This is a genomic window from Methanomethylovorans hollandica DSM 15978 (assembly GCF_000328665.1).
In the GTDB taxonomy this organism is placed as follows: Archaea; Halobacteriota; Methanosarcinia; order Methanosarcinales; family Methanosarcinaceae; genus Methanomethylovorans; species Methanomethylovorans hollandica.
Genome location: NC_019977.1, coordinates 1,710,467 through 1,730,258 on the forward strand (window position 1 = coordinate 1,710,467; position 19,792 = coordinate 1,730,258).

Consider the following 19,792-nt stretch of genomic DNA (forward strand, 5'->3'; position numbering starts at 1 on the left):
GTTTGAAAGTGCTTTTTTTCCTTTTCCCGGCTCTAAGGATCACAGATCGTTCGCATCAGCGAACTTGATAAGGGTTTCTCCCAGGTCCCTTATATATTTGGGATTGAGGTTGAAACGGCTCCTTTTCTGGCCGGCTCGTTCTTTTGCTATCTCTACATATTCATTGTCATATTTCTCACTTTTAGCAAGGCCAATAGTGAGGAACCATCCTCCTCCCATTTTGATCTCTGCAAAGCCTTCTTCTATTGTTATCTCAGATTTGGTATCTGATGTAGTATCGATCTCTTCCAAGTACGTCACCTTTATTCTCGTCATTGCTGTGCCATGTACAGCGGTATTGAACCGTTATGCAATGCAGTTGCCACAAGGGCACCCTTTATGCCTATACTTTCAAGCTTGTCGATATCATGGATATCTTTCACACCGCCGCCAAGCAACACATCGTGATGGGAGATGGAGACAATATTACTTAAGAATTGTGAATCCACTCCGCTTGATGTGCCTACTCTGTCCATGTCAAGGACAATGATATTCCGTATATCGAGAGCATTGAGCTCATGCACGATGTCAGTAGGCTCTTGAGGCATGTGGGGATCGGATGTAAGTACTTTCCCATGCTTTTTATCAATGCTGACATTCACTTTCCCTGGAAGGAGAGCTGCAACTTCTTTTATTGTCTGAAAGGATGATGTTTCGGTTCCAAGGATGATGCCATCTGCAAGGGAACTTGCCTCTATTGCTTCTTCAACTGAGGAAATGCCCGGGTCAAGCATTGTAGTGACCCTGGAGGATATTTGCCTGATCACCGGGAAGTTGGTATTGTGATGCCCTGCTCCCTGCAGTATATTAAGGTCTGCGATGTAAACTTCTTTTGGATTTATTTCTTCTATGAGCTTTATGGGCTCTGAGGTGGTACAGATGTGGCTCGTAAGATGCACTGGACGATAGTTCTTCCGATCCCCGCCCTGAGCATGAACCACATTTATATTATATAAATCTAGTACAAAAACGATACGAAACATATATTAACTGATAAACATTCTCATGCTATAAAATAGAGGTTATTATCATGAAATTACTAGTCAGCCCAATAAACAAAGAAGAGGCAATCGCTGCACACAATGGTGGTGCTGACATCATTGATGTAAAGAATCCCAAAGAGGGTTCTCTGGGCGCCAACTTCCCCTGGGTTATCAGATCAGTGAAAGAGGCTATCGGATCTGAAAAACCCATCAGTGCAACGATTGGGGATTTCAATTACAAACCGGGCACTGCATCCCTGGCAGCTTTGGGTGCTGCTGCTGCAGGCGCTCAATATGTGAAGGTTGGTCTCTTCGATGTCCGGACCGAAGATCAGGCTCTTGAGATGCTTACCAACATTAACAGAGCGGTCAAGGATTATGATCCATCCAAAAAAGTTGTTGCATCCGGTTACTCGGATTATAAGCGCATAAACTCTATTTCTCCTTTTCTGCTCCCGGCCATCGGTGCGAAAGCCGGAGTGGACGTGGTGATGGTCGATACTGGTATAAAAGATGGCCGGTCCACCTTTGAATTCATGTCCGAGGAAGAGCTCATGAGATTTACAGGCTCTATCCGTGATGTTGGTCTGGAATCTGCTCTTGCAGGCACTCTCAAGTTCGAAGACCTCCCTGTGCTCAGGCGCATCCGGCCAGACATCATTGGCATTCGTGGCATGGTATGTGGCGGGGACCGTACTGCCTGTATTCAGCAGGAACTTGTTGAAAAACTCAAAAATATGATTTGAACAGTTCCGGTATTTCCGGATATTTTCTACTTTTGTCTTCTCTTTATTTTCGATTTTTTATTTTTATTTATTTTATTATTTTAAGAAATGGTCATTCGATCACAACCAGTATCTGATAAGTATTGGCCCCACGGATAAGCTCCATATATGCCCATGATATTGTAGTGCCATCATTTCTACAAGGGAATTCAGAAAGTTTAAATATGTTCTTAATAGTATGCTTCGTAAAAATGAACAATGTGTTTGGAGAGGTGGAAGGATGAGATCGGATTCATCTAAAACAGTGCTCGTTACGGGCGGTGCCGGGTTTATAGGCAGTCATGTTGTGGACAGGCTCTTGGACGACGGCCACAATGTGGTTGTTTTCGATAACATGACCTCCGGTAAAATGGAATTTATTGCACATCATTTAAATGATCCGCGTTTCAGGTTCATCAATGGGGATATGCTCCAGCCGGAGCAGATTCAACAGGCATGTAATGGCGTTGATCAGGTATTTCACCTGGCAGCCAATCCTGATGTAAGGATCGGGGTTTCTGACACCCGGATGCATTTGGATCAGAATGTTCTGGCCACATACAACCTTCTGGACGCCATGCGCAAGCAACATGTGAAGGAAATAGCTTTCACTTCTTCCTCCACTATCTATGGAGAGGCACACATCATTCCAACCCAGGAGAACTATGGTCCATTGATCCCAATTTCTATGTACGGTGCTTCCAAACTTGCCTGCGAGGCGATGATCACTGCCTACTGCCATACATTTGATATGAGATCCTGGATATTCAGATTTGCAAATATAATAGGTGACCGTGGCACCCATGGTATCATAGTGGACTTTATCTATAAGCTTAAAATGGACCCTGCTCACCTGGAGATCTTGGGTGACGGGAAACAATCCAAGTCCTATCTTCACGTAAGGGAATGTGCGGACGCCATGATGCTTGTTGTCCTTAAAGGCATCGACCAGGTCAATATCTTTAACATCGGCTCCGAAGATGTCATCTCAGCCACCCGTATCGGTGAAATCGTAGCTGACGAGATGGGACTGCATCCGAAACTCCTGTACACAGGAGGATCTCAGGGATGGAAAGGCGATGTGCCAAAAATGATGCTGTCTATCGAAAAATTAAAAGCACTGGGATGGAAACCCGGTATGGGTAGCGAAGAGAACGTGAGAAAGACTGTTGTATCCTTGCTTGAAACTATGGAATAGACCGAGTCAAAGAATTTTTTAATAGAGATCACATAAGCACAAACATATGTATAAACATTAGAGATGTATATTATATAATAATATGACTATTTATGCCAGGCTTGTCAGTGATCGTAAAATACAACTTCCGGAATGTGTGATCCAAAAAATGGATCTATCAGTGAACGATGAGATTATTGTGCAAATCGAAGACAACAAATTGATCCTTACCAAAAAAGAAGAAAATCAGACAAATCTTTTTGATGGATCACATGAAGACATCTGGAACAATACTGATGGCGAAGAGTATTTGAAAGATGAAGGCAATGGCGCGGATAATAGCAGCTAATGAACTACAGAATATCAGTATTCTGATCGCTTTTACACTGATAATTGCAACCGGAACCTGATTCTCGTAGCATTGTACAAATACCACAAATGCGCTGTGAGAGATCTTGACCCTTGCCATTGCTCAAGTCCTGAGCAATTGATCTGATAGCGATTTTTACATCATCTTCGAACTCTATTCGATATCCTCTCTTCTTGGAAATGTACTGAGAAATTGCAGATGGAGCCATGTCCAGCAGACGGGCAGTTTCCTGCTGAGAAACTCCAAGCTTTACCAGCTCTTCAGCTATAGCTGCTCTTATAGCTGGCAGTACATCCCACACTATAGTTTGGCAAGGTAACTTCATCAAAGTATAATTTGTACCTTTAGATTAAATCATTGTGGCCATATAGACACTTTCAGTTATAGATGCATATAGTAAGTAAAAGAGCTGTACTATTTAATATACATATATATATAAATAGCAGTATACTATACAACAACTTACTTAATAAATAAGAGCCTTATGTATGCTTTACTGAGGACTAAGTGAATTATAAAGAAACATTTATATTGCTTTGCATGGATAGATATTTAGATAATATGCACATAGCGATACTAGGCGAATGTGAGGTTTACGATAAGTATGCCACCTTCCGGCTTTTAATGCGGGGGCTAAATAGTTGACCATAGTTGCTGTAATTCCTGCTTATAATGAAGAAGTGTATCTGCGTGATATCATCAAAAAAGCAAGATCTTATGTTGATGAGATCATAGTTGTGGATGATTGTAGTGACGATGCCACTGCATTCATTGCCACCAGTATGGATATCACTCTTGTACGGCATGATAAATCCCTTGGCAGGGCAGAGGCTTTAAAAACTGGTTTTCATGAGGCATATAAACTTAATCCAAAGATCATTGTAACCCTTTATGCAAACGGATGCCATAATCCTGATGAGATACCCAAACTTCTGGAGCCGATCTTCTGGTTACAATCTGATGTTGCTACCGGTGAATTGAAAGGCCATGAATGCATACCTGTGATCCTTATCGATAAAAATGGAAAAAATCAACAGGCAGCTATAGAGGAAGTATGTGATATTTCTGGAAACCGGTTTGCAGGATTCAGTGCTTTTTCATCCAATACCTTTAATGTTCTTAAGTTCAATGAAACAAATTTTCCTGTCGAATTCTCTCTGCTCAAAGACGTACAGGATGCGGGTCTTGATGTAAAAGGTGTGGAAGTATCGATTTTTGTCAGTGATGAATATGCTGTTCTCCATGAACGCAAGATAGGCGTGGTTATTCCCGCCTACAACGAAGAAAAACTTATCAGGATCACAGTGGAAAGCATTCCTCCATATGTTTCGAGGATATTTGTGATCAATGATGCAAGCACTGATTCGACCGCAAAGGTGCTGGAGTCTATTAAAGATCCACGGTTGCATGTCATCACACATGAAACAAATCAGGGCGTGGGTGCGGCTATTTTGCATGGGTATAAGCGCGCTCTGAAAGAGAACATGGAAATTGTCGTGGTCATGGGGGGAGATAACCAGATGAACCCAGACCAGCTCCCTAAACTACTCATGCCTATTGTTCAGGGCAAGGCAGATTATACCAAAGGCAATCGTCTTATGAGCAAGGAATTCAGGGGTGGGATGAGCAAATGGCGTTTGTTAGGTAATTCCGTTCTTACCATGATCAATAAGATCAGCAGCGGATACTGGCACATCATGGACCCTCAGAATGGTTATACAGCGATCTCCAGAAAGGCTCTCTCTGGTATTGATATTGACACTCTGTTCACTTACTACGGATACTGTAATGATATGCTTGTGAAACTCAATACATTTGGTTTCCGTACAATGGATATCACAATGCCTGCCCGCTACGGTCAGGAAAAATCTTCCATCAAGTACAGTAGATTCATGTTCCGTGTTTCCGTTATGCTTTTCAGGAAATTCCTGTGGCGTCTTAAGATGAAGTACATGATATTGAGTTTCCATCCTTTGGTGTTCTTCTATACTCTCGGAATGATACTGGTACCTCTGGGTTTGCTCTTCGGGAGCTACATCTTTGTAGCCAAATTGTTACTCGGGTGGCCAGTGTCACCGAATTCCCCATTGCTGGATGCCCTGTTGCTGATCACTGGAATACAGTTCACATTGTTTGCTATGCTGTTTGACATGCAGGAATCCGATAAATCTATGCAAGGCGGTGAAACAGATGTACGGAGTGTATCCTGGAACTAATCACGCATCCTATTTTCATTTAGAATGATGGTTAAGACAAATACGATAAATTCCGTTACAATAATACTAAGAGATGATCATACTCAAACGTACAGGGCCTACAGGCGGAAAAACCAATTCAATCTAAATATTTTGCTAGCGGTGATATCTGATGTCTTATCTTGATAATCTCGATTTTTCTCTTCCCCGGTTTCGCCAGATATGCGAAACAATATCCAGGAACTATCCAACTATTACAGTATTAGAGTATTTTGAAAACCCCCGATCTGATAAATTCATCATTATGCGTCATGATATTGACCGTTTTCCGGGAAATGCATTGAAAACAGCAAGTATAGAACATGAACTTGGGATCAAGGCAACATATTATTTCAGATCCAATAAGGGTGAATTTCACAAAAATGTAATAAAGCAGATCAAAGAAATGGGTCATGAGATAGGATATCACTATGAGGTACTAAGTGAGACTAATGGTGATCCAGAAAAAGCTATTGAATTGTTCCAATCTAATCTGAAAAAATTAAGAGAGATATGTGACGTTAAAACGATCTGTATGCACGGAAGGCCTCTGTCAAGTTTCGATAACCGTGATCTCTGGAAAATATATAACTATAAAGATTACGGGATCATAGGTGAAGCCTACTTATCCGTAGGTGATGAACTTAATTATTTCTCTGATACCGGCAGATGCTGGGGACTTAAGGACAATATGAGGGATTACATTCCCGGAAATGAGCAGCATATAGATATTGATAGTACCGGCAACCTCATCAAACTCATTGAAAGCAAAGAACTAAATAATTTATATATTCTGACACATCCTGAAAGGTGGTCATCTGACATATTTTCATGGGGTGCATATTATTCAATGGATCGTGCTGTTAATCTTGGGAAGAACATACTGATCAAGTATGGTGGAAGGAAGAACCGTCTGCATGTGGATCGGAGTTTATCGATAACCGTTGATATTGAAGACTGGTATCATATACCTTCAGTTTGTGGGTCTGACTTTTCAGTTTATAAAGATGTTAAAGAATTCTTTGAAAAATGGGAAGGCAGATACGACTACTTAAGTGAACCTACAAAAAGGGTTCTGAATATACTTGATGAATTCAATATGACAGCTACGTTCTTTATAGTAGCGGATGTTGCAGAACATTATCCCGGACTGATAGAATCCATTGCTGCAAGGGGCCATGAGATCGCATGTCATGGAGCTGATCACAGGTGCAGCATCAATCCAAACACAAAAAAACCTTTGCTGACTATAGAAGAGTTCGAACAGAGCACAGAGGAAGCAAAGAGAATACTGGAAAAGGCTTCGGGGCAGGAGGTAATTGGTTTCCGTGCACCTAACGCAGCAGTGACAGGGCAGATGCTCGATTCACTTCGAAAAATGGGTTTTAAGTATGATTCATCAGTAGCTGTGAATTCTTTGTACAATAAAACCGATTCTTCATTGAATTTTGTTTCAACTGTTCCTTATTATCCTGCAATGGGCAGCCTTGAACCCGCTACTACCGGGGACCTTATAGAGTTTCCATGGTCATATTATGACGTTGGGATAAAGATACCTACATCCGGAGGGCCGATGCTGAGGTTCTTGGGTGCTAATCTCATCCTGAAAGGAATCAGGCAGAGCTTGAATAGGGGACATACAATATTTTACTTTCACCCCATAGACATCTGCAAAGAAGAGTTTCCAAAAGTGGGAAAAGGACGGCCTTTTTATTGGATAATTAAAGGAGATATTGTTGAACAAAGGATCCGTTATATACTTCGGAATTTAGATGACGTGAAGGTAGTTCCATTGAGAGATCTGGCAACCAAGTTAAAACCAGTGGGTGATTCTGAGTGTTAAATCTTCAGGAACTTGATTTTACTACCGAGAAGTTCCGCCAGCTCTGCTCTGCCATAGCTGATAATTATACGTCTATCACTATAGAACAATACCTAAACAGTAGAGATGATCTTCCAGAGCGGTTTGTTCTGATGCGTCATGATGTTGATGGGAAAGCAACTCCTTCATTGAGGACAGCGGTCATAGAAAAAGATTTCGGTATACGTGCAACATATTACTTCAGGGCGAAAAGAAATATCTACGTCCCGGAGATCATACAACAGATCGAAGGAATGGGGCATGAGATAGGATATCACTATGAGACCTTGAGTGACTCAAAAGGTGACTATGAAACAGCAATAAAGATGTTCGAGGAAGAAACAAACCGATTCAGAAGCATTTGCACTCTTAAAACCATCAGTATGCATGGAGCCTCTCTGTCAAGGTATGATAACAGGGATTTGTGGAAAGTATATGATTTCAGAGATTATGGGATCATCGGAGAGGCGTACTTATCACTGGGAGAAGAGTTAAATTATTTTACTGATACAGGAAGGGGCTGGAATTCCAAGAATAATCTGAGAGATTTTATTCCGGGTAGGGATCAAAAGTTCTTTGCCGAGACAACTGATGACCTGATCAGATTGATAGAGAGCGGAAAAATGCAAAATATGTATATCACACTGCATCCGGATCGATGGACATCGACTACCTTCACGTGGGTTTCATTCTGGTTCCAGGATCTTGCTTTCAATTTTGCAAAAAAGATATTGAGGATGACGAGAAAATGAAGATCATCGACACCATCCAACATAAACTGATCTTAAAAATGGGATTTAAGTATTACGATGAAGACAAGTACCTGATCCGAAAATGTCTGCAGTACTTCAATGGAAAAAAACCAAAAGTTCTAGATGTTGGCTGTGGAACAGGGCATCATTCATTGCTATTTGAAAAATATGGGGCGAAGGTAACTGCTTTTGATTATGACGAAAGTGTGATCGAAAAGGCAAAAGAAAACAAGATAAAAAGTAATTCAAATGTAACTTTTCTGGTTGCTGATGGACGATATCCGGAAAAATATTTCACTGAAAAATATGATATTATATTTATGGCTGGCTTCTCAATATTTGGCATCGATCTAAATAAACCAATAATGACTAAATATCTGTCTATGCTCGATGAAGGAGGCATATTGGTCTTAGTGCATAATTCCAATCTAACGGGGCTTGTCAGGAAGACAAACTGGAAAAATCATAAAATAGAAGATATGAGATCTTTCTTTGAAAGTGTAGGTGGCAAAGTCGAAAAAATATATTTTTACGACAGGCACGTCACTATAAAGATCTTACGCAGTTTTGCCATTACAGGCCTATCTACCAAACTACATATTCTTATATCCAAAATAACGAAATTACCCTGTGCTATACTTTTCATTGTGAGCAAGAGTGAGAAGCGGAATTAACAATATAAAAAATTATACTTAAATTTTGACAACGGTGAAACAATGAGAATACTTTTTAATGTTGGTCATCCTGCTCAAGTTCATTTCTTCAAGAATGCAATAAGGATTCTTGAAGGCAAAGGGCATGTTTGTAAAATGACGGCAGTCGCCAAAGATGTATCTTTAGATCTATTGGATGCTTATGGATTCGAATACGAGATAGTGGGAAGTGCACGCCCTACGTTGTTTTCCAAAGCTGTGGAGTTATTGAAGATAGAGAACAAACTCTACAAAATTGCCCGATCCTTCAAACCCGATATGCTGGTGGGCGGTTCCGGTAATGCATATAGTACCCACGTTGGCAAACTTATCCATAGACCTTCTATAGTTTTCGAGGACTCAGAAAAGGGGGCCATTGAACACCTTTTGACAGACCGTTTCGCATCTGTTATATTTACTCCGACCTCATACAAAAAGAAGATTGGTGATAACCAATTATTTTTGAACGGATACAAAGAGCTGGCTTATTTACATCCCAATCATTTTCATCCTTCACAGGCTCCTCTTAATGAGCTTGGTCTAACTGCAGATGACAGATTTGTGATCTTCAGATTCGTCACATGGAATGCGGATCATGACATTGGTCATCATGGTATAGAAAATAAAGTTAAGTTTGCTCAAGAGCTTGAAAAATATGGGCGTGTGCTGATCACTTCTGAAGGAAAACTGGAGCCGGAGTTAGAAAAATACAGAGTGCGCGTCTCTCCGGAAAAGATACATGACCTGTTATACTATGCCCAGATGTTCGTAGGAGATAGCCAAACTATGACAACTGAGGCTGCTGTATTGGGTGTACCTGCTATCCGCTGTAATTCTTTTGTCGGAGATGATGATATGTCCAATTTCATAGAACTTGAAGACAAATATGGCCTTATTTTCAATTACAGTGATTCTGAAGAAGCATTGAAAAAAGCACTTGAACTTGTAAAAATGCCTAGCCTCAAGGAAGAATGGAGCAAAAAGAGAGAGAAACTACTGAATGACAAGATCGATGTCACTGCATTTATTGTGTGGTTCATCGAGAATTATCCGGAAAGTATAAAGAGAGCAAAAGAAGGTGTTCCTTTTAATTCCAACTAAGGTGATAGCATGAAGATAGCAAGTATAGTCGGTGTCAGACCTCAGTTTGTAAAAGCATCCGTAGTTTCTAAACAATTAAGAAAGGAACATGAAGAGGTTCTGATCCATACGGGTCAGCACTATGACTATAAGATGAATAACGTTTTTTTCAGTGAATTAAATATTCCAGAACCTGAATATTTTCTTGGAATAGGTTCAGGTTCCCATGGATATCAAACCGGAGAAATGCTGAAGAAAATAGAAGAGGTTCTAATCAAAGAAGAGCCTGATATCGTTTTAACGTACGGGGACACTAATTCGACACTTGCCGGTGCTCTCTCGGCTGCAAAGCTGCATATTAAAAACGCACATGTGGAATCCGGGTTGAGAAGTTTTGACAGATCCATGCCTGAAGAGATCAACCGTATCTTGACGGACCATTGTTCTGATCTATTATTCTGTCCAACCAAAAATGCAGTTGACAACCTTAAAACGGAAGGGATAACTACCAATGTCTATCTGACCGGTGATGTCATGGCTGATTCTCTGCTATACAATAAAGAAATAGCAGAGGAGAGATCGACGATCCTGTCTGATCTGGACCTGAACAGCAAAGAATATGCAGTAGCCACAATACATAGAGCAAGCAACACAGATAACAGGGAGAATCTGACAAACATCGTTGATGCTTTTTCGCAACTGGATGAAACTATTGTATTCCCGGTGCATCCACGGACCCAGAAATTGTTGAAAGAGTATGGCCTCTACGAAAGTTTAAGTTCATCTGTGAAACTGGTCGAACCCCTCGGATTCCTTGATTTCATAAAGCTGATGGCTCATTCAAAAATGATACTTACCGATTCAGGCGGGATCCAAAAAGAGGCATATATTCTGAAGATCCCATGTATTACGTTAAGGGAAAACTCAGAGTGGGTTGAGACCATTGAAGATGGCTGGAACGTTCTTGTCGGAACGGACAAAGAAAAGATATTCCAGGCAGTCAATTCCTTCCATCCCTCATTAAAATTGCACAAGGACAGATTTGGGAATGGAGATGCAGCTGAAAAGATCGCTGCTATCATTGGAGGTCTGCAGTGATGTTGGATCAGAATTCCGAACTGTGGGAAACATTTACCAGAAAAGAAGAGTACTCTCCGGTTAAATTAGATAAACATCAGAGATTTAATTATGCCAATAGTAAAAATAAAAACGCATTTGAGCCCGTTGTTTCTAAGTTTTTGGTATCTGAAGGTTTGAGCGCGGAATATCCCGAAAATAAAAGATTTGCTGTCTGTCTGACCCATGATATTGATGATATCTATCCCCCGTCCTCTCACATCCTGTCTTCTTTTTTTTATTGTTTGAAGGCATTAGATTATAATTCATTTAAGCCACAGATAGCATGGAAAATAAAAGGAAAAGAGCATTCCCCATACCTGAATTTTAGCGAGATCATGGACATAGAAAAGAAATATGATGCAAAATCTTCTTTTTATTTTATCACAGAAAAGAAAGATCCCGTAAGATTCAGATACGACATTGAAGAGATAGGCCATGAACTGGGAAACATTCTGGACAACGGGTGCGAAGTAGGATTACATGGCGGTTACTATGCGTATAATAGTCTTGAGAGTATGAAAGAAGAAAAATCGAGATTAGAGAACACTTTAGGGAAAAAAATTATCGGATACAGGAATCATTATTTAAGGTTCAAGATCCCGGATACCTGGGAGCTATTGGCAAAGGCTGGTTTTAAATATGATTCTACGCTGGGATATGATGATATGATCGGATTCAGAAATGGTATGTGTCATCCTTTCAAACCATACGATCTGAATAAAAACGAACCTATAGATATACTGGAACTGCCATTGGTCATTATGGACGGCTCTTTGTTCTCCTATGCAAAGTCCTTAGATGAAGCCTTTGAATATGCTAAAAAGCTCATCGACACAGTAGAGAGATATAATGGAGTTATCACTCTTTTGTGGCATAATAGTCCTTTCAGCTGGCCGATCCGGAAGAATTGGAAAATATTATACGAAAAAATACTTAAATATTGTTATGATAAAAATGCATGGATAACCAGTGGTGAAGAGATCTATAACTGGTGTATGAAAGAATGTAAAGTGCAATTTTATCAATCCTAAAAAATATCCACACTATACAATGAAGAGTGCAGATATGTTACAAGTGTTCTGAGATAATTCTATTGAAATCAAAATAATAAAAACGGTCCAAGCAGGTGTTTTCGTGATACCAACTGACAAAAAGGCGTTATTTATAATACATGCATACAATAATTTTCAAAAAGAATCCATTAACAGTACATGCAATTATTTCAAAAGCTGTTCAGTGTTAGTCAGGTCCAACCCTATCTCAGAGTTTTCTAAATACATCAAGGTGCCATTTTTGGAAACTTTCAAACTGGATTATAAGATTGATCTTAATGACGTTCCTCCAAATATATCTGTTCATCCAACACCGGTCTTATACACTCCTCTTAATTCACAGTACAAGAAACTTGGGGAGAAGCACTTCAAAGCTGCTGAAACATCAATTAAGAAAAATAACATAGAATTCGATCTTATCCATTCTCATTTCACATGGTCCTCCGGATATGCCAGTGCAAAACTTAAGGAAAAATACAATGTCCCTTTTGTTGTAACGGGTCATGGATATGACATCTATAGCTTGCCCTTTAAAGATGAAGAATGGAAAGAAAGAATTGAATATGTACTTAATTCGGCAGATAGGATAATAACTGTAAGCAATAAAAATCTGTCCTATATTAAGAAACTGGACGTTAAAACGCCTGTTCATATTTTACCGAACGGGTACAGGCCGGATAAATTTTATCCAATGAATATGGAAAAATGCAGAAAGGCTTTAGGTTTACCTCTCGATAAGAAAATAATAGTCGCAGTAGGCAATCTGGAAGAAATAAAAGGCCACTATTACCTTGTAGAAGCTATGGCAGAAGTGATAAAGCATAGAAAAGATGTGCTTTGTTTCATAGTCGGCGGCGGCAAACAAGAGAGAAATCTCAGGAGGCAGATAAAGAATGCAGGCTTGGAGAACCATGTGAAGCTTCCGGGAAGTAAATTGCATAATGAGATCCCTAGGTGGATGAATTCCTGCGATCTATTCGTATTACCAAGTTTGAACGAGGGCAATCCGACAGTTATGTTCGAGTGCCTGGGTTGTGGAAAACCTTTCATAGGAACAAAAGTAGGCGGTATTCCGGAGATCATTGTTTCTGATGACTATGGACTGCTGGCTGAGCCGGCAAATTCAGAAAGACTTGCAGAGACTATTTTGCTGGCATTGGATAAAAACTGGGACACAACTAAGATCAAAGCATATTCTGCACAATTTACATGGGCCGAGATCGGAAAGAATATAGTGGATATATATAAGACACTTCTCTGATGATCTTGTATAAATATTTGTTTAAATATTAAAGCAACTATTATCCTCCAAGAAGAATTAAGTCCTTATTTAACGACCCTTGTAAGTTCAGTTGCCTTTACCAGCATTCCTTCAGATCCCCTCTCGCTAATCTTTTTGGCAGGAACTCCTGCGATCGAGATAGCAGGCTCCAAGAAAGATTTATTAACGACAGAATTGGCACCTATAGCTATTCCATCAGCTATTGCTATCTGTCCAAATATTTTGGCTCCGGGGCCAATATAAACATTATCACCGATTTTGGGTGCTACGTCCTCGTATCCTGCTTTAGTTCCAATGTTAACGCAGGCGTGCAACCTGCAATTTGCTCCAACCCGTGTGGCTTTGTTGACGACTATAGTGCCTCTGTGAGCAATACTTAATCCAGGACCAAAAACATTCAGAGGTATGGTGAAACCTAATTTTATGCTCAGTAAGTAATATTTTCTTTTTAATAGCAGAAGGTATAGTTTCCAGAAGATAGACTTCTTACAATTTTGGTAATACTCTACCTTCCTTAAAAGCCTCTGGAATGTCCAAATGTAATCATATTCGAAATTTTTAGGTTTTTTACCTTTTCTTGATAAGGCTATTCTATCCGCTTCTAAATAAAATTTGTAGTCATCTTTAGACAAGATCAATGTGAACACCATTTGAGTTCCATTTTATTATAGTATTTGCTGTTACCGCGTACTCTACCACATTCATAATTAAATTAGTTTGTATTCGGATATAAATTTGTCTCTCTTGAATACGCATTATTAAAAATATAGCCTTATACCTATTTTGTTGAGCCTTGAAGTACTTTCGAGCAACAGATTTAAATAAATTCTCATAATTTATCATATTGTATTCTTAAAGCCACTCTAACTGCTTCAGGTAGATTCTGTCCCGGAAAAAGAAAGGTGATGATATGCAATTCCAAAATCCGCAGAAACAAGAACCAAATATAAGTGAAAAGGCATGGATATCCGAAACAGCCATCATTATTGGAAATGTCTATATTGGCGACAATGTCTTTGTGGCGCATAACGCTATCATCCGGGCAGATGAACCGGGCTCTTCAATAGTTATTATGGATGGGTGCAATGTACAGGACAATGTGATCATCCATGCTCTGTCCCATTCTCAGGTTCTTATCAATCCTGATACATCCCTTGCCCACGGGTGTATAGTGCACGGTCCCTGCCAGATAGGAAAAGGCTGTTTCATAGGCTTTGGTTCAGTGGTCTTTGATTGCATGATCGGAGATGACACACTTGTACTGCATAATGCTACTGTGCGAAAAGTAAGTATCCCGGATGGAAAAGTGGTATCAGATGGTATGGCCATTAATAAGCAGGATGCGGTAGAAAATCTGGATGATATTACATCTGACCTGATAGAATTCAAAGGTTCGGTAATCATGGCCAACATCAACCTGGTGCATGGCTATCAGGCCCTGGAAATGAAGGTCGAAAGTAAATAATTAAAAATCATTTAAAGGAAACTTGTTTTGTCTTTTTGCAGATAAGTGGAAGAGGTATATATCAGATATATTTTCCTTCCATCCTATCTATCACCATCTTTCCCTTATCTGTCAGCATATACTTTTTCCATGTAGTTTTAGTAGGGGTCAAACACTCTATCAGTCCCATATCTTCCAGTTCTTTCAAAGCGTGGCTGATATTCTGGGTAGACCTGTTGCTCTCATGTGCAATATCAGAAGCATTGGCAACCAAATGTTTATGCATATATTCCATTAATATAAAGCGCCTGTCAACACTAATTATCCACTTGAGCAGTTCATCCAATGTGTTCTCGTTCATTATCTTCCCATCACAATTACGCATTTAGTATATATTGATTAGCGTGACTGCTCCCACACCTAAAGCCTGTGGGCTTCTACGGTTTCGATACCGACAGATTGCAATCCCAATCTGAGAATATTGATGGCTGCATTATGGTCTCTATCCATTACAAGATCACAGCTATCACATTTATGAACTCTATCGGCTAGTGTTTTTTCAACTAGCAAACCACATCTTGAACACATCTTTGATGTATTAGCAGGATTAACCAATACTACTACAGAACCAGCACTTTCAGCCTTGTACTTAGTCATATTGATTAACATGTTCCACGATACGTCTGCTATGCTTTTTGCAAGACAGTGGTTTTTAATCATGTTTTTAATATTCAAATCTTCAAAAGCAATAAATGAATAATTGCCCACAAGTTGTCTACTGATTTGATGTGCAAAATTATACCGTTTGTTAGCTATTCTTTCGTGAACTAACTGAACCACTTTCCTAGCTTTCTGTCGTTCAGTGGTACCTTTAGAGGCTTTGGAAAGTTTGCGTTGGACTCTCGCAAGCTCTTTCTCTTCAGCTCTGAAGAAACGTGGATTTGGAATAAAGGTTCCATTCGACATGGTTGCGAAATTTGCAAGTCCAACATCAATACCTACGACTTTATTCAGATCGGCGATTGGTGTTGGAGTATCTTCAACTTCAATTGTCAAGCACACATACCATTTATTGCATGCTGTTCTTCTAACAGTTATACGTTTCACATTGTCTTCTATTTGTCTATGGAATTTGACATATACATCTCCTATTTTGGATAGATAGATGTGATTGTTCTTTAATTTAAAACCCATCTGAGGATAAGTGAAACTATCATACCATCCTTTGCCCTTGAAACGAGGATAGCCTGGTTTCTCTCCATTCTTTACCCTTCTAAAAAAGTGTTTGAAGGCAAGATCAACACGTTCCTGTACTTCCTGAAGAGTCTGAGAAAACACTTCATTATACTCTGTATTCTCTACTTTCCACTGTGGTAGAAGATTGTTTAGTGCATATTTAGATAATGTTTTTCCAGTTTCTTCATAAACTTGCTTTCGTTCAGCAAGAGTCCGATTATATACTTGCCTACATAATTCCAAGCTCCGCTCCATCTGTCGAATTTGAGATTTGGTTGGATAGATACGAAACTTGTATATCTTACGCATTTAGTATATATATGACTTATTCGCTTAAATACATAGCTTTTGTTAGTATAAGTGTACACCATTCATCCCACGACTAAAGATCGTGGGCTTTCTGGCTGCTTATTTCGTAAAAATACTATGCTTCATCCTAAAGTCCATTGGTATACCGTTATATATACATTAGTAATATAAATAGTAATTTAAGAATACTGCACAATACCTATGACAGACAGCAGAGCAATTCCTTATAAAAACAAGTTTCTGACATCGCTAGATTAGCTTAAGAATCATTTCAGCAGGCTTGTCACCTACATATTAAAGGCGTTTATATTTCCCATTAATTTTCAAAAATACTTGTGAATAAATTAAATAAAAAGAGATGAGATATAAAACAAAACCGCCAATATTCTGACTTTGATTTCCTGCAACTGGCGGCTTTGATCTCTTAAAGTTGGAGTTACGAGATACTAATTCTAGACTACCTGCTTTCTTCCACTTCAGTAAGTGATATGCCAAGGGCTTCAGCTACACCTTTCCCATAGGCAGGATCTGCCTTTAGGCAGTTCCCTATGTGCCTTACTTTGATCATCTTTGGTGCATCACCCATAGCACGAGCAGTATTTTCAAACAAAACCTTTTGCTGCTCAGGACTCATGAGTCTGAATAATTTACCGGGCTGAGTATAATAATCAGCATCATCTTCTCTGAAGTCCCACTGATATGCTGCTCCGTATAGCTCAAGTGGAGGTTCCTTAAACTCGGATTGCTCTACCCATTCTCCATAACTGTTTGGCTCATAACCAAGAGTACTGCCGGCGTTGGCATTGACCCTCATTTGTCCATCCCTATGATAACTATTAACTGGACATTTGGGAGCATTTACAGGTATTTGGTGGTGATTGACTCCCAATCTATATCGCTGCGCATCTCCGTAGGAGAAAAGCCTTCCCTGAAGCATTTTATCAGGTGAAAGTCCAATTCCTGGAACAATATTTGCAGGATTAAAAGCTGCTTGTTCCACATCTGCGAAATAGTTATCCGAATTCCGGTTCAGCTCCAAATAACCAACTTCAATAAGCGGATATTCGTTTTTATACCATACTTTTGTTAGATCAAACGGATTGTATGGCATATTTAACGCTTGTTCCTGGGTCATTACCTGGATGAACATCTTCCAGCGAGGGAAATCTCCACGTTCAATACTTTCATAAAGATCCCTTTGGTGGCTCTCTCTATCTTTAGCGACTATCGCCTCAGCTTCTTCATCTGTAAGATTTTTAATACCTTGCTGACACACAAGATGGAATTTTACCCATAACCGCTCGTTATTGCCATTGATCATGCTGTAGGCATGGCTTCCAAAACCATGCATATGCCTATAAGAGTAAGGAATGCCTCTGTCACTCATTGTGATGGTAACCTGATGAAGTGCTTCAGGCAGTGAAGTCCAGAAGTCCCAGTTATTCTTTGCACTTCTCATATTTGTACGTGGATCACGCTTGATCGCGTGATTAAGATCCGGGAATTTGAGCGGATCACGAAGGAAAAACACCGGAGTATTGTTGCCTACCAGGTCCCAGTTGCCTTCTTCAGTGTAAAATTTCATCGCGAAACCGCGGATATCACGTTCAGCATCTGCAGCACCGCGTTCTCCCGCAACGGTAGAAAAGCGCATAAATAAGTCAGTCTTCTTTCCGATATCAGAAAATATTTTGGCTTTAGTGTATCTCGTAATATCATGAGTTACAACAAATGTTCCAAATGCACCGGAACCTTTTGCATGCATACGTCTCTCAGGGATTACTTCCCTGTCAAAATGTGCAAGCTTCTCCAAAAACCAAACATCCTGTAACAGCTGCGGACCACGGGGACCGGCCGTTATCACATTCTGATTATCAGAAACAGGTGCTCCTGCCACTGTAGTCAGTTTTCCATTTAAATTCTTTCCGTTCATAAAAAACTCCTATACATTAAACCCATTTTCTTACAATGCCACAAAATAAGCACAAAAATATAGGCTCAGACATTTCTAATGTCATGAGCCTTCAAGAGATCAATCCCTGAGCGGCATCAATTAGATGTTCTCGATTACCTTGAACATTTCCGCTAATCAAGCAACCACTTATCGGCAAGTGCCTCTTTTAGTTCACCTGGAAATCCATCTACATCGATGCCAAAGATCTCTATTTCTTTTATCCCCTTTTAATCAGCTTCACTTAACAGGGGCATTCGGTTCAAGACTCTTTCTTAAAGCAGATGAACCAGTCCAGGCAATACTTGCCCTCTTCCTTTTGCTCGACGCGCTCTTTTGCAACACCGCATGAACCCGGTGGAGGGATTATGACGTCTTCGCCTGGCTGCCAGTTGGCAGGGGTTGCAATACCTTCGGCATCTGATTTCTGCATAGCCAGCAATAGCCTCTTGATCTCAGCCATGTTCCTGCCGTTGGACAGAGGGTAATAAAGTACAGCTCTTACCTTTGCTTTCGGGTCAATGATGAAAACCGCTCTTACTGCCTGTGTATTAGAAGCATTGGGTTGTACCATCCCATATTTCTTTGCAACGTCCATCCTGATATCTTCGATAACAGGGAAGGTAACTTCCACATTCTTCATTCCCTTGAACTCGATCTTCTCTTTGATGGTCCTAAGCCATGCAATATGAGCATATATACTGTCGATGGAAAGGCCAATTAGCTCTGTGTTGAGTTCCTTGAACTCTTTCTGCATGGAAGCAAAGGTCATGAACTCGGTGGTACATACGGGAGTGAAATCAGCAGGGTGGCTGAACAGGATCACCCATTTACCTTTATAATCCTCGGGGAATTTGATCTCGCCCATTGTTGTCTTTGCTGTGAATGCTGGTGCATCGTCGCCTATTAAAGGCATAGTTACTCTTTCTTCATCCATTTATGTTATCCTCCTTACATTTCTTGCATTTTCCATAAAAGTTAGTGTTCACTGAATCGATACTGAATCCTTCTATACCGCCAGCTATCTTCATTGAATAATCGAACAATTCTTCTGACTCAAAATCTTCTATCTTCCCACAATCCCGACATATTAGGTGATGGTGCGGTACGAAATTAGCTTCAAACCTTGTTACCCCTTTTACGTTCACCTCCTCAAGCAATCCTCTCTCAGAAAGGAATTTGAGATTCTTGTAGACTGTAGCCTTGCTTATACGGGTCAGTTTTTCTCTGACACCCTCATAAACCTCATCTACAGTGGGATGACCCCTGTGCTCCCGCAGAAAAGCTATAATCTCCACTCTTTGATTAGTGTATTTCATATCAGCTTTTCCTGTGATTTCCAATGTCATTTCCCCCTGTACTTGCTTCTAAAGACGATTTTGTTATAGATACATATAAGAACTAATACTAAATAATGCTTATTATTATTTAATACTTACGTTTAATT

21 protein-coding genes are annotated in these 19,792 nt (G+C 40.0%); 12 read left to right on the forward strand and 9 right to left on the reverse strand.

Annotation, left to right across the window (positions count from 1 at the left end; translation table 11 throughout):
* Positions 1-39: 39 nt before the first annotated feature.
* Both METHO_RS08235 and METHO_RS08240 read right to left on the reverse strand, forming a co-directional pair.
* Positions 40-315 (reverse strand): hypothetical protein, encoded by a 276-nt coding sequence (locus METHO_RS08235; protein WP_015325075.1) that lies wholly within the window; start codon positions 313-315, stop codon positions 40-42.
* The gene (locus METHO_RS08240) at positions 312-1,022 is read right to left on the reverse strand and encodes a HisA/HisF-related TIM barrel protein (RefSeq protein ID WP_015325076.1); all 711 of its coding nucleotides are present in this window, start codon (positions 1,020-1,022) and stop codon (positions 312-314) included. Before METHO_RS08240 ends, METHO_RS08235 begins: the two co-directional genes overlap by 4 nt.
* A gap of 47 nt (positions 1,023-1,069) precedes the next feature.
* On the opposite strand from METHO_RS08240, the gene METHO_RS08245 reads away from it, so the two are divergent.
* The 3 genes from METHO_RS08245 (at position 1,070) to METHO_RS08255 (ending at position 3,312) form a co-directional block, all read left to right on the forward strand.
* Positions 1,070-1,768 carry a (5-formylfuran-3-yl)methyl phosphate synthase gene (locus METHO_RS08245; protein ID WP_015325077.1) on the forward strand — a complete coding sequence of 233 codons (699 nt, stop codon included), beginning with the start codon at positions 1,070-1,072 and terminating at the stop codon, positions 1,766-1,768.
* A 259-nt stretch (positions 1,769-2,027) separates the two neighbouring features.
* Complete coding sequence (locus tag METHO_RS08250) at positions 2,028-2,984, forward strand: NAD-dependent epimerase/dehydratase family protein (RefSeq protein WP_015325078.1); 957 nt, start codon at positions 2,028-2,030, stop codon at positions 2,982-2,984.
* An 82-nt stretch (positions 2,985-3,066) separates the two neighbouring features.
* Entirely contained in the window at positions 3,067-3,312 is a 246-nt protein-coding gene (locus METHO_RS08255; protein ID WP_015325079.1) for an AbrB/MazE/SpoVT family DNA-binding domain-containing protein, read from the forward strand.
* Between the two features lie 4 nt (positions 3,313-3,316).
* On the opposite strand, the gene METHO_RS08260 is transcribed toward METHO_RS08255, so the two are convergent.
* Positions 3,317-3,658, reverse strand: coding sequence for a transcriptional regulator (locus tag METHO_RS08260; RefSeq protein WP_015325080.1), 342 nt, complete (start codon positions 3,656-3,658; stop codon positions 3,317-3,319).
* 316 nt (positions 3,659-3,974) lie between these two features.
* On the opposite strand from METHO_RS08260, the gene METHO_RS08265 reads away from it, so the two are divergent.
* The 8 genes from METHO_RS08265 (at position 3,975) to METHO_RS08305 (ending at position 13,384) form a co-directional block, all read left to right on the forward strand.
* Positions 3,975-5,549, forward strand: a complete 1,575-nt coding sequence (locus METHO_RS08265) for a glycosyltransferase family 2 protein (protein WP_015325081.1) — start codon at positions 3,975-3,977, stop codon at positions 5,547-5,549.
* A gap of 151 nt (positions 5,550-5,700) precedes the next feature.
* Entirely contained in the window at positions 5,701-7,410 is a 1,710-nt protein-coding gene (locus tag METHO_RS14150) for a polysaccharide deacetylase family protein (protein ID WP_015325082.1), read from the forward strand.
* A complete protein-coding gene (locus tag METHO_RS08280; RefSeq protein WP_015325083.1) occupies positions 7,404-8,180 on the forward strand; it encodes a hypothetical protein in 777 nt (258 codons plus the stop codon). The genes METHO_RS14150 and METHO_RS08280 overlap by 7 nt, the downstream gene beginning before the upstream one ends.
* Positions 8,177-8,854, forward strand: a complete 678-nt coding sequence (locus METHO_RS08285) for a class I SAM-dependent methyltransferase (protein WP_015325084.1) — start codon at positions 8,177-8,179, stop codon at positions 8,852-8,854. Before METHO_RS08280 ends, METHO_RS08285 begins: the two co-directional genes overlap by 4 nt.
* Positions 8,855-8,896: 42 nt before the next feature.
* Positions 8,897-9,973 carry a DUF354 domain-containing protein gene (locus tag METHO_RS08290; protein ID WP_015325085.1) on the forward strand — a complete coding sequence of 359 codons (1,077 nt, stop codon included), beginning with the start codon at positions 8,897-8,899 and terminating at the stop codon, positions 9,971-9,973.
* A 9-nt stretch (positions 9,974-9,982) separates the two neighbouring features.
* Positions 9,983-11,050 carry a non-hydrolyzing UDP-N-acetylglucosamine 2-epimerase gene (wecB, locus tag METHO_RS08295; RefSeq protein WP_015325086.1) on the forward strand — a complete coding sequence of 356 codons (1,068 nt, stop codon included), beginning with the start codon at positions 9,983-9,985 and terminating at the stop codon, positions 11,048-11,050.
* The gene (locus tag METHO_RS08300) at positions 11,050-12,102 is read left to right on the forward strand and encodes a polysaccharide deacetylase family protein (RefSeq protein WP_015325087.1); all 1,053 of its coding nucleotides are present in this window, start codon (positions 11,050-11,052) and stop codon (positions 12,100-12,102) included. The genes wecB and METHO_RS08300 overlap by 1 nt, the downstream gene beginning before the upstream one ends.
* A 253-nt stretch (positions 12,103-12,355) precedes the next feature.
* Positions 12,356-13,384, forward strand: a complete 1,029-nt coding sequence (locus METHO_RS08305; protein WP_394296210.1) for a glycosyltransferase family 4 protein — start codon at positions 12,356-12,358, stop codon at positions 13,382-13,384.
* Positions 13,385-13,449: 65 nt separating this feature from the next.
* On the opposite strand, the gene METHO_RS08310 is transcribed toward METHO_RS08305, so the two are convergent.
* Complete coding sequence (locus tag METHO_RS08310) at positions 13,450-14,037, reverse strand: serine O-acetyltransferase (protein WP_245546265.1); 588 nt, start codon at positions 14,035-14,037, stop codon at positions 13,450-13,452.
* A 278-nt stretch (positions 14,038-14,315) separates the two neighbouring features.
* Here METHO_RS08310 and METHO_RS08320 point away from each other — a divergent pair, with 278 nt between their 5' ends.
* Positions 14,316-14,870, forward strand: coding sequence for a carbonic anhydrase (locus tag METHO_RS08320; protein WP_015325090.1), 555 nt, complete (start codon positions 14,316-14,318; stop codon positions 14,868-14,870).
* Between the two features lie 61 nt (positions 14,871-14,931).
* Here METHO_RS08320 and METHO_RS08325 read toward each other — a convergent pair whose 3' ends face one another.
* The 5 genes from METHO_RS08325 to METHO_RS08345 all read right to left on the reverse strand — a co-directional run bounded on the left by METHO_RS08325 (position 14,932) and on the right by METHO_RS08345 (position 19,694).
* On the reverse strand, positions 14,932-15,210 hold the full coding sequence (locus METHO_RS08325; protein WP_015325091.1) for a winged helix-turn-helix domain-containing protein: 279 nt from the start codon (positions 15,208-15,210) through the stop codon (positions 14,932-14,934).
* Between the two features lie 59 nt (positions 15,211-15,269).
* Positions 15,270-16,394 carry an RNA-guided endonuclease InsQ/TnpB family protein gene (locus METHO_RS08330; RefSeq protein WP_015325092.1) on the reverse strand — a complete coding sequence of 375 codons (1,125 nt, stop codon included), beginning with the start codon at positions 16,392-16,394 and terminating at the stop codon, positions 15,270-15,272.
* Positions 16,395-16,851: 457 nt separating this feature from the next.
* Complete coding sequence (locus METHO_RS08335; RefSeq protein WP_015325093.1) at positions 16,852-18,327, reverse strand: catalase; 1,476 nt, start codon at positions 18,325-18,327, stop codon at positions 16,852-16,854.
* Between the two features lie 280 nt (positions 18,328-18,607).
* Positions 18,608-19,282: a peroxiredoxin gene (locus METHO_RS08340; RefSeq protein WP_015325094.1), complete on the reverse strand. Its 675-nt coding sequence runs from the start codon at positions 19,280-19,282 to the stop codon at positions 18,608-18,610.
* The gene (locus METHO_RS08345; protein ID WP_015325095.1) at positions 19,275-19,694 is read right to left on the reverse strand and encodes a Fur family transcriptional regulator; all 420 of its coding nucleotides are present in this window, start codon (positions 19,692-19,694) and stop codon (positions 19,275-19,277) included. Before METHO_RS08345 ends, METHO_RS08340 begins: the two co-directional genes overlap by 8 nt.
* Positions 19,695-19,792: the final 98 nt, after the last annotated feature.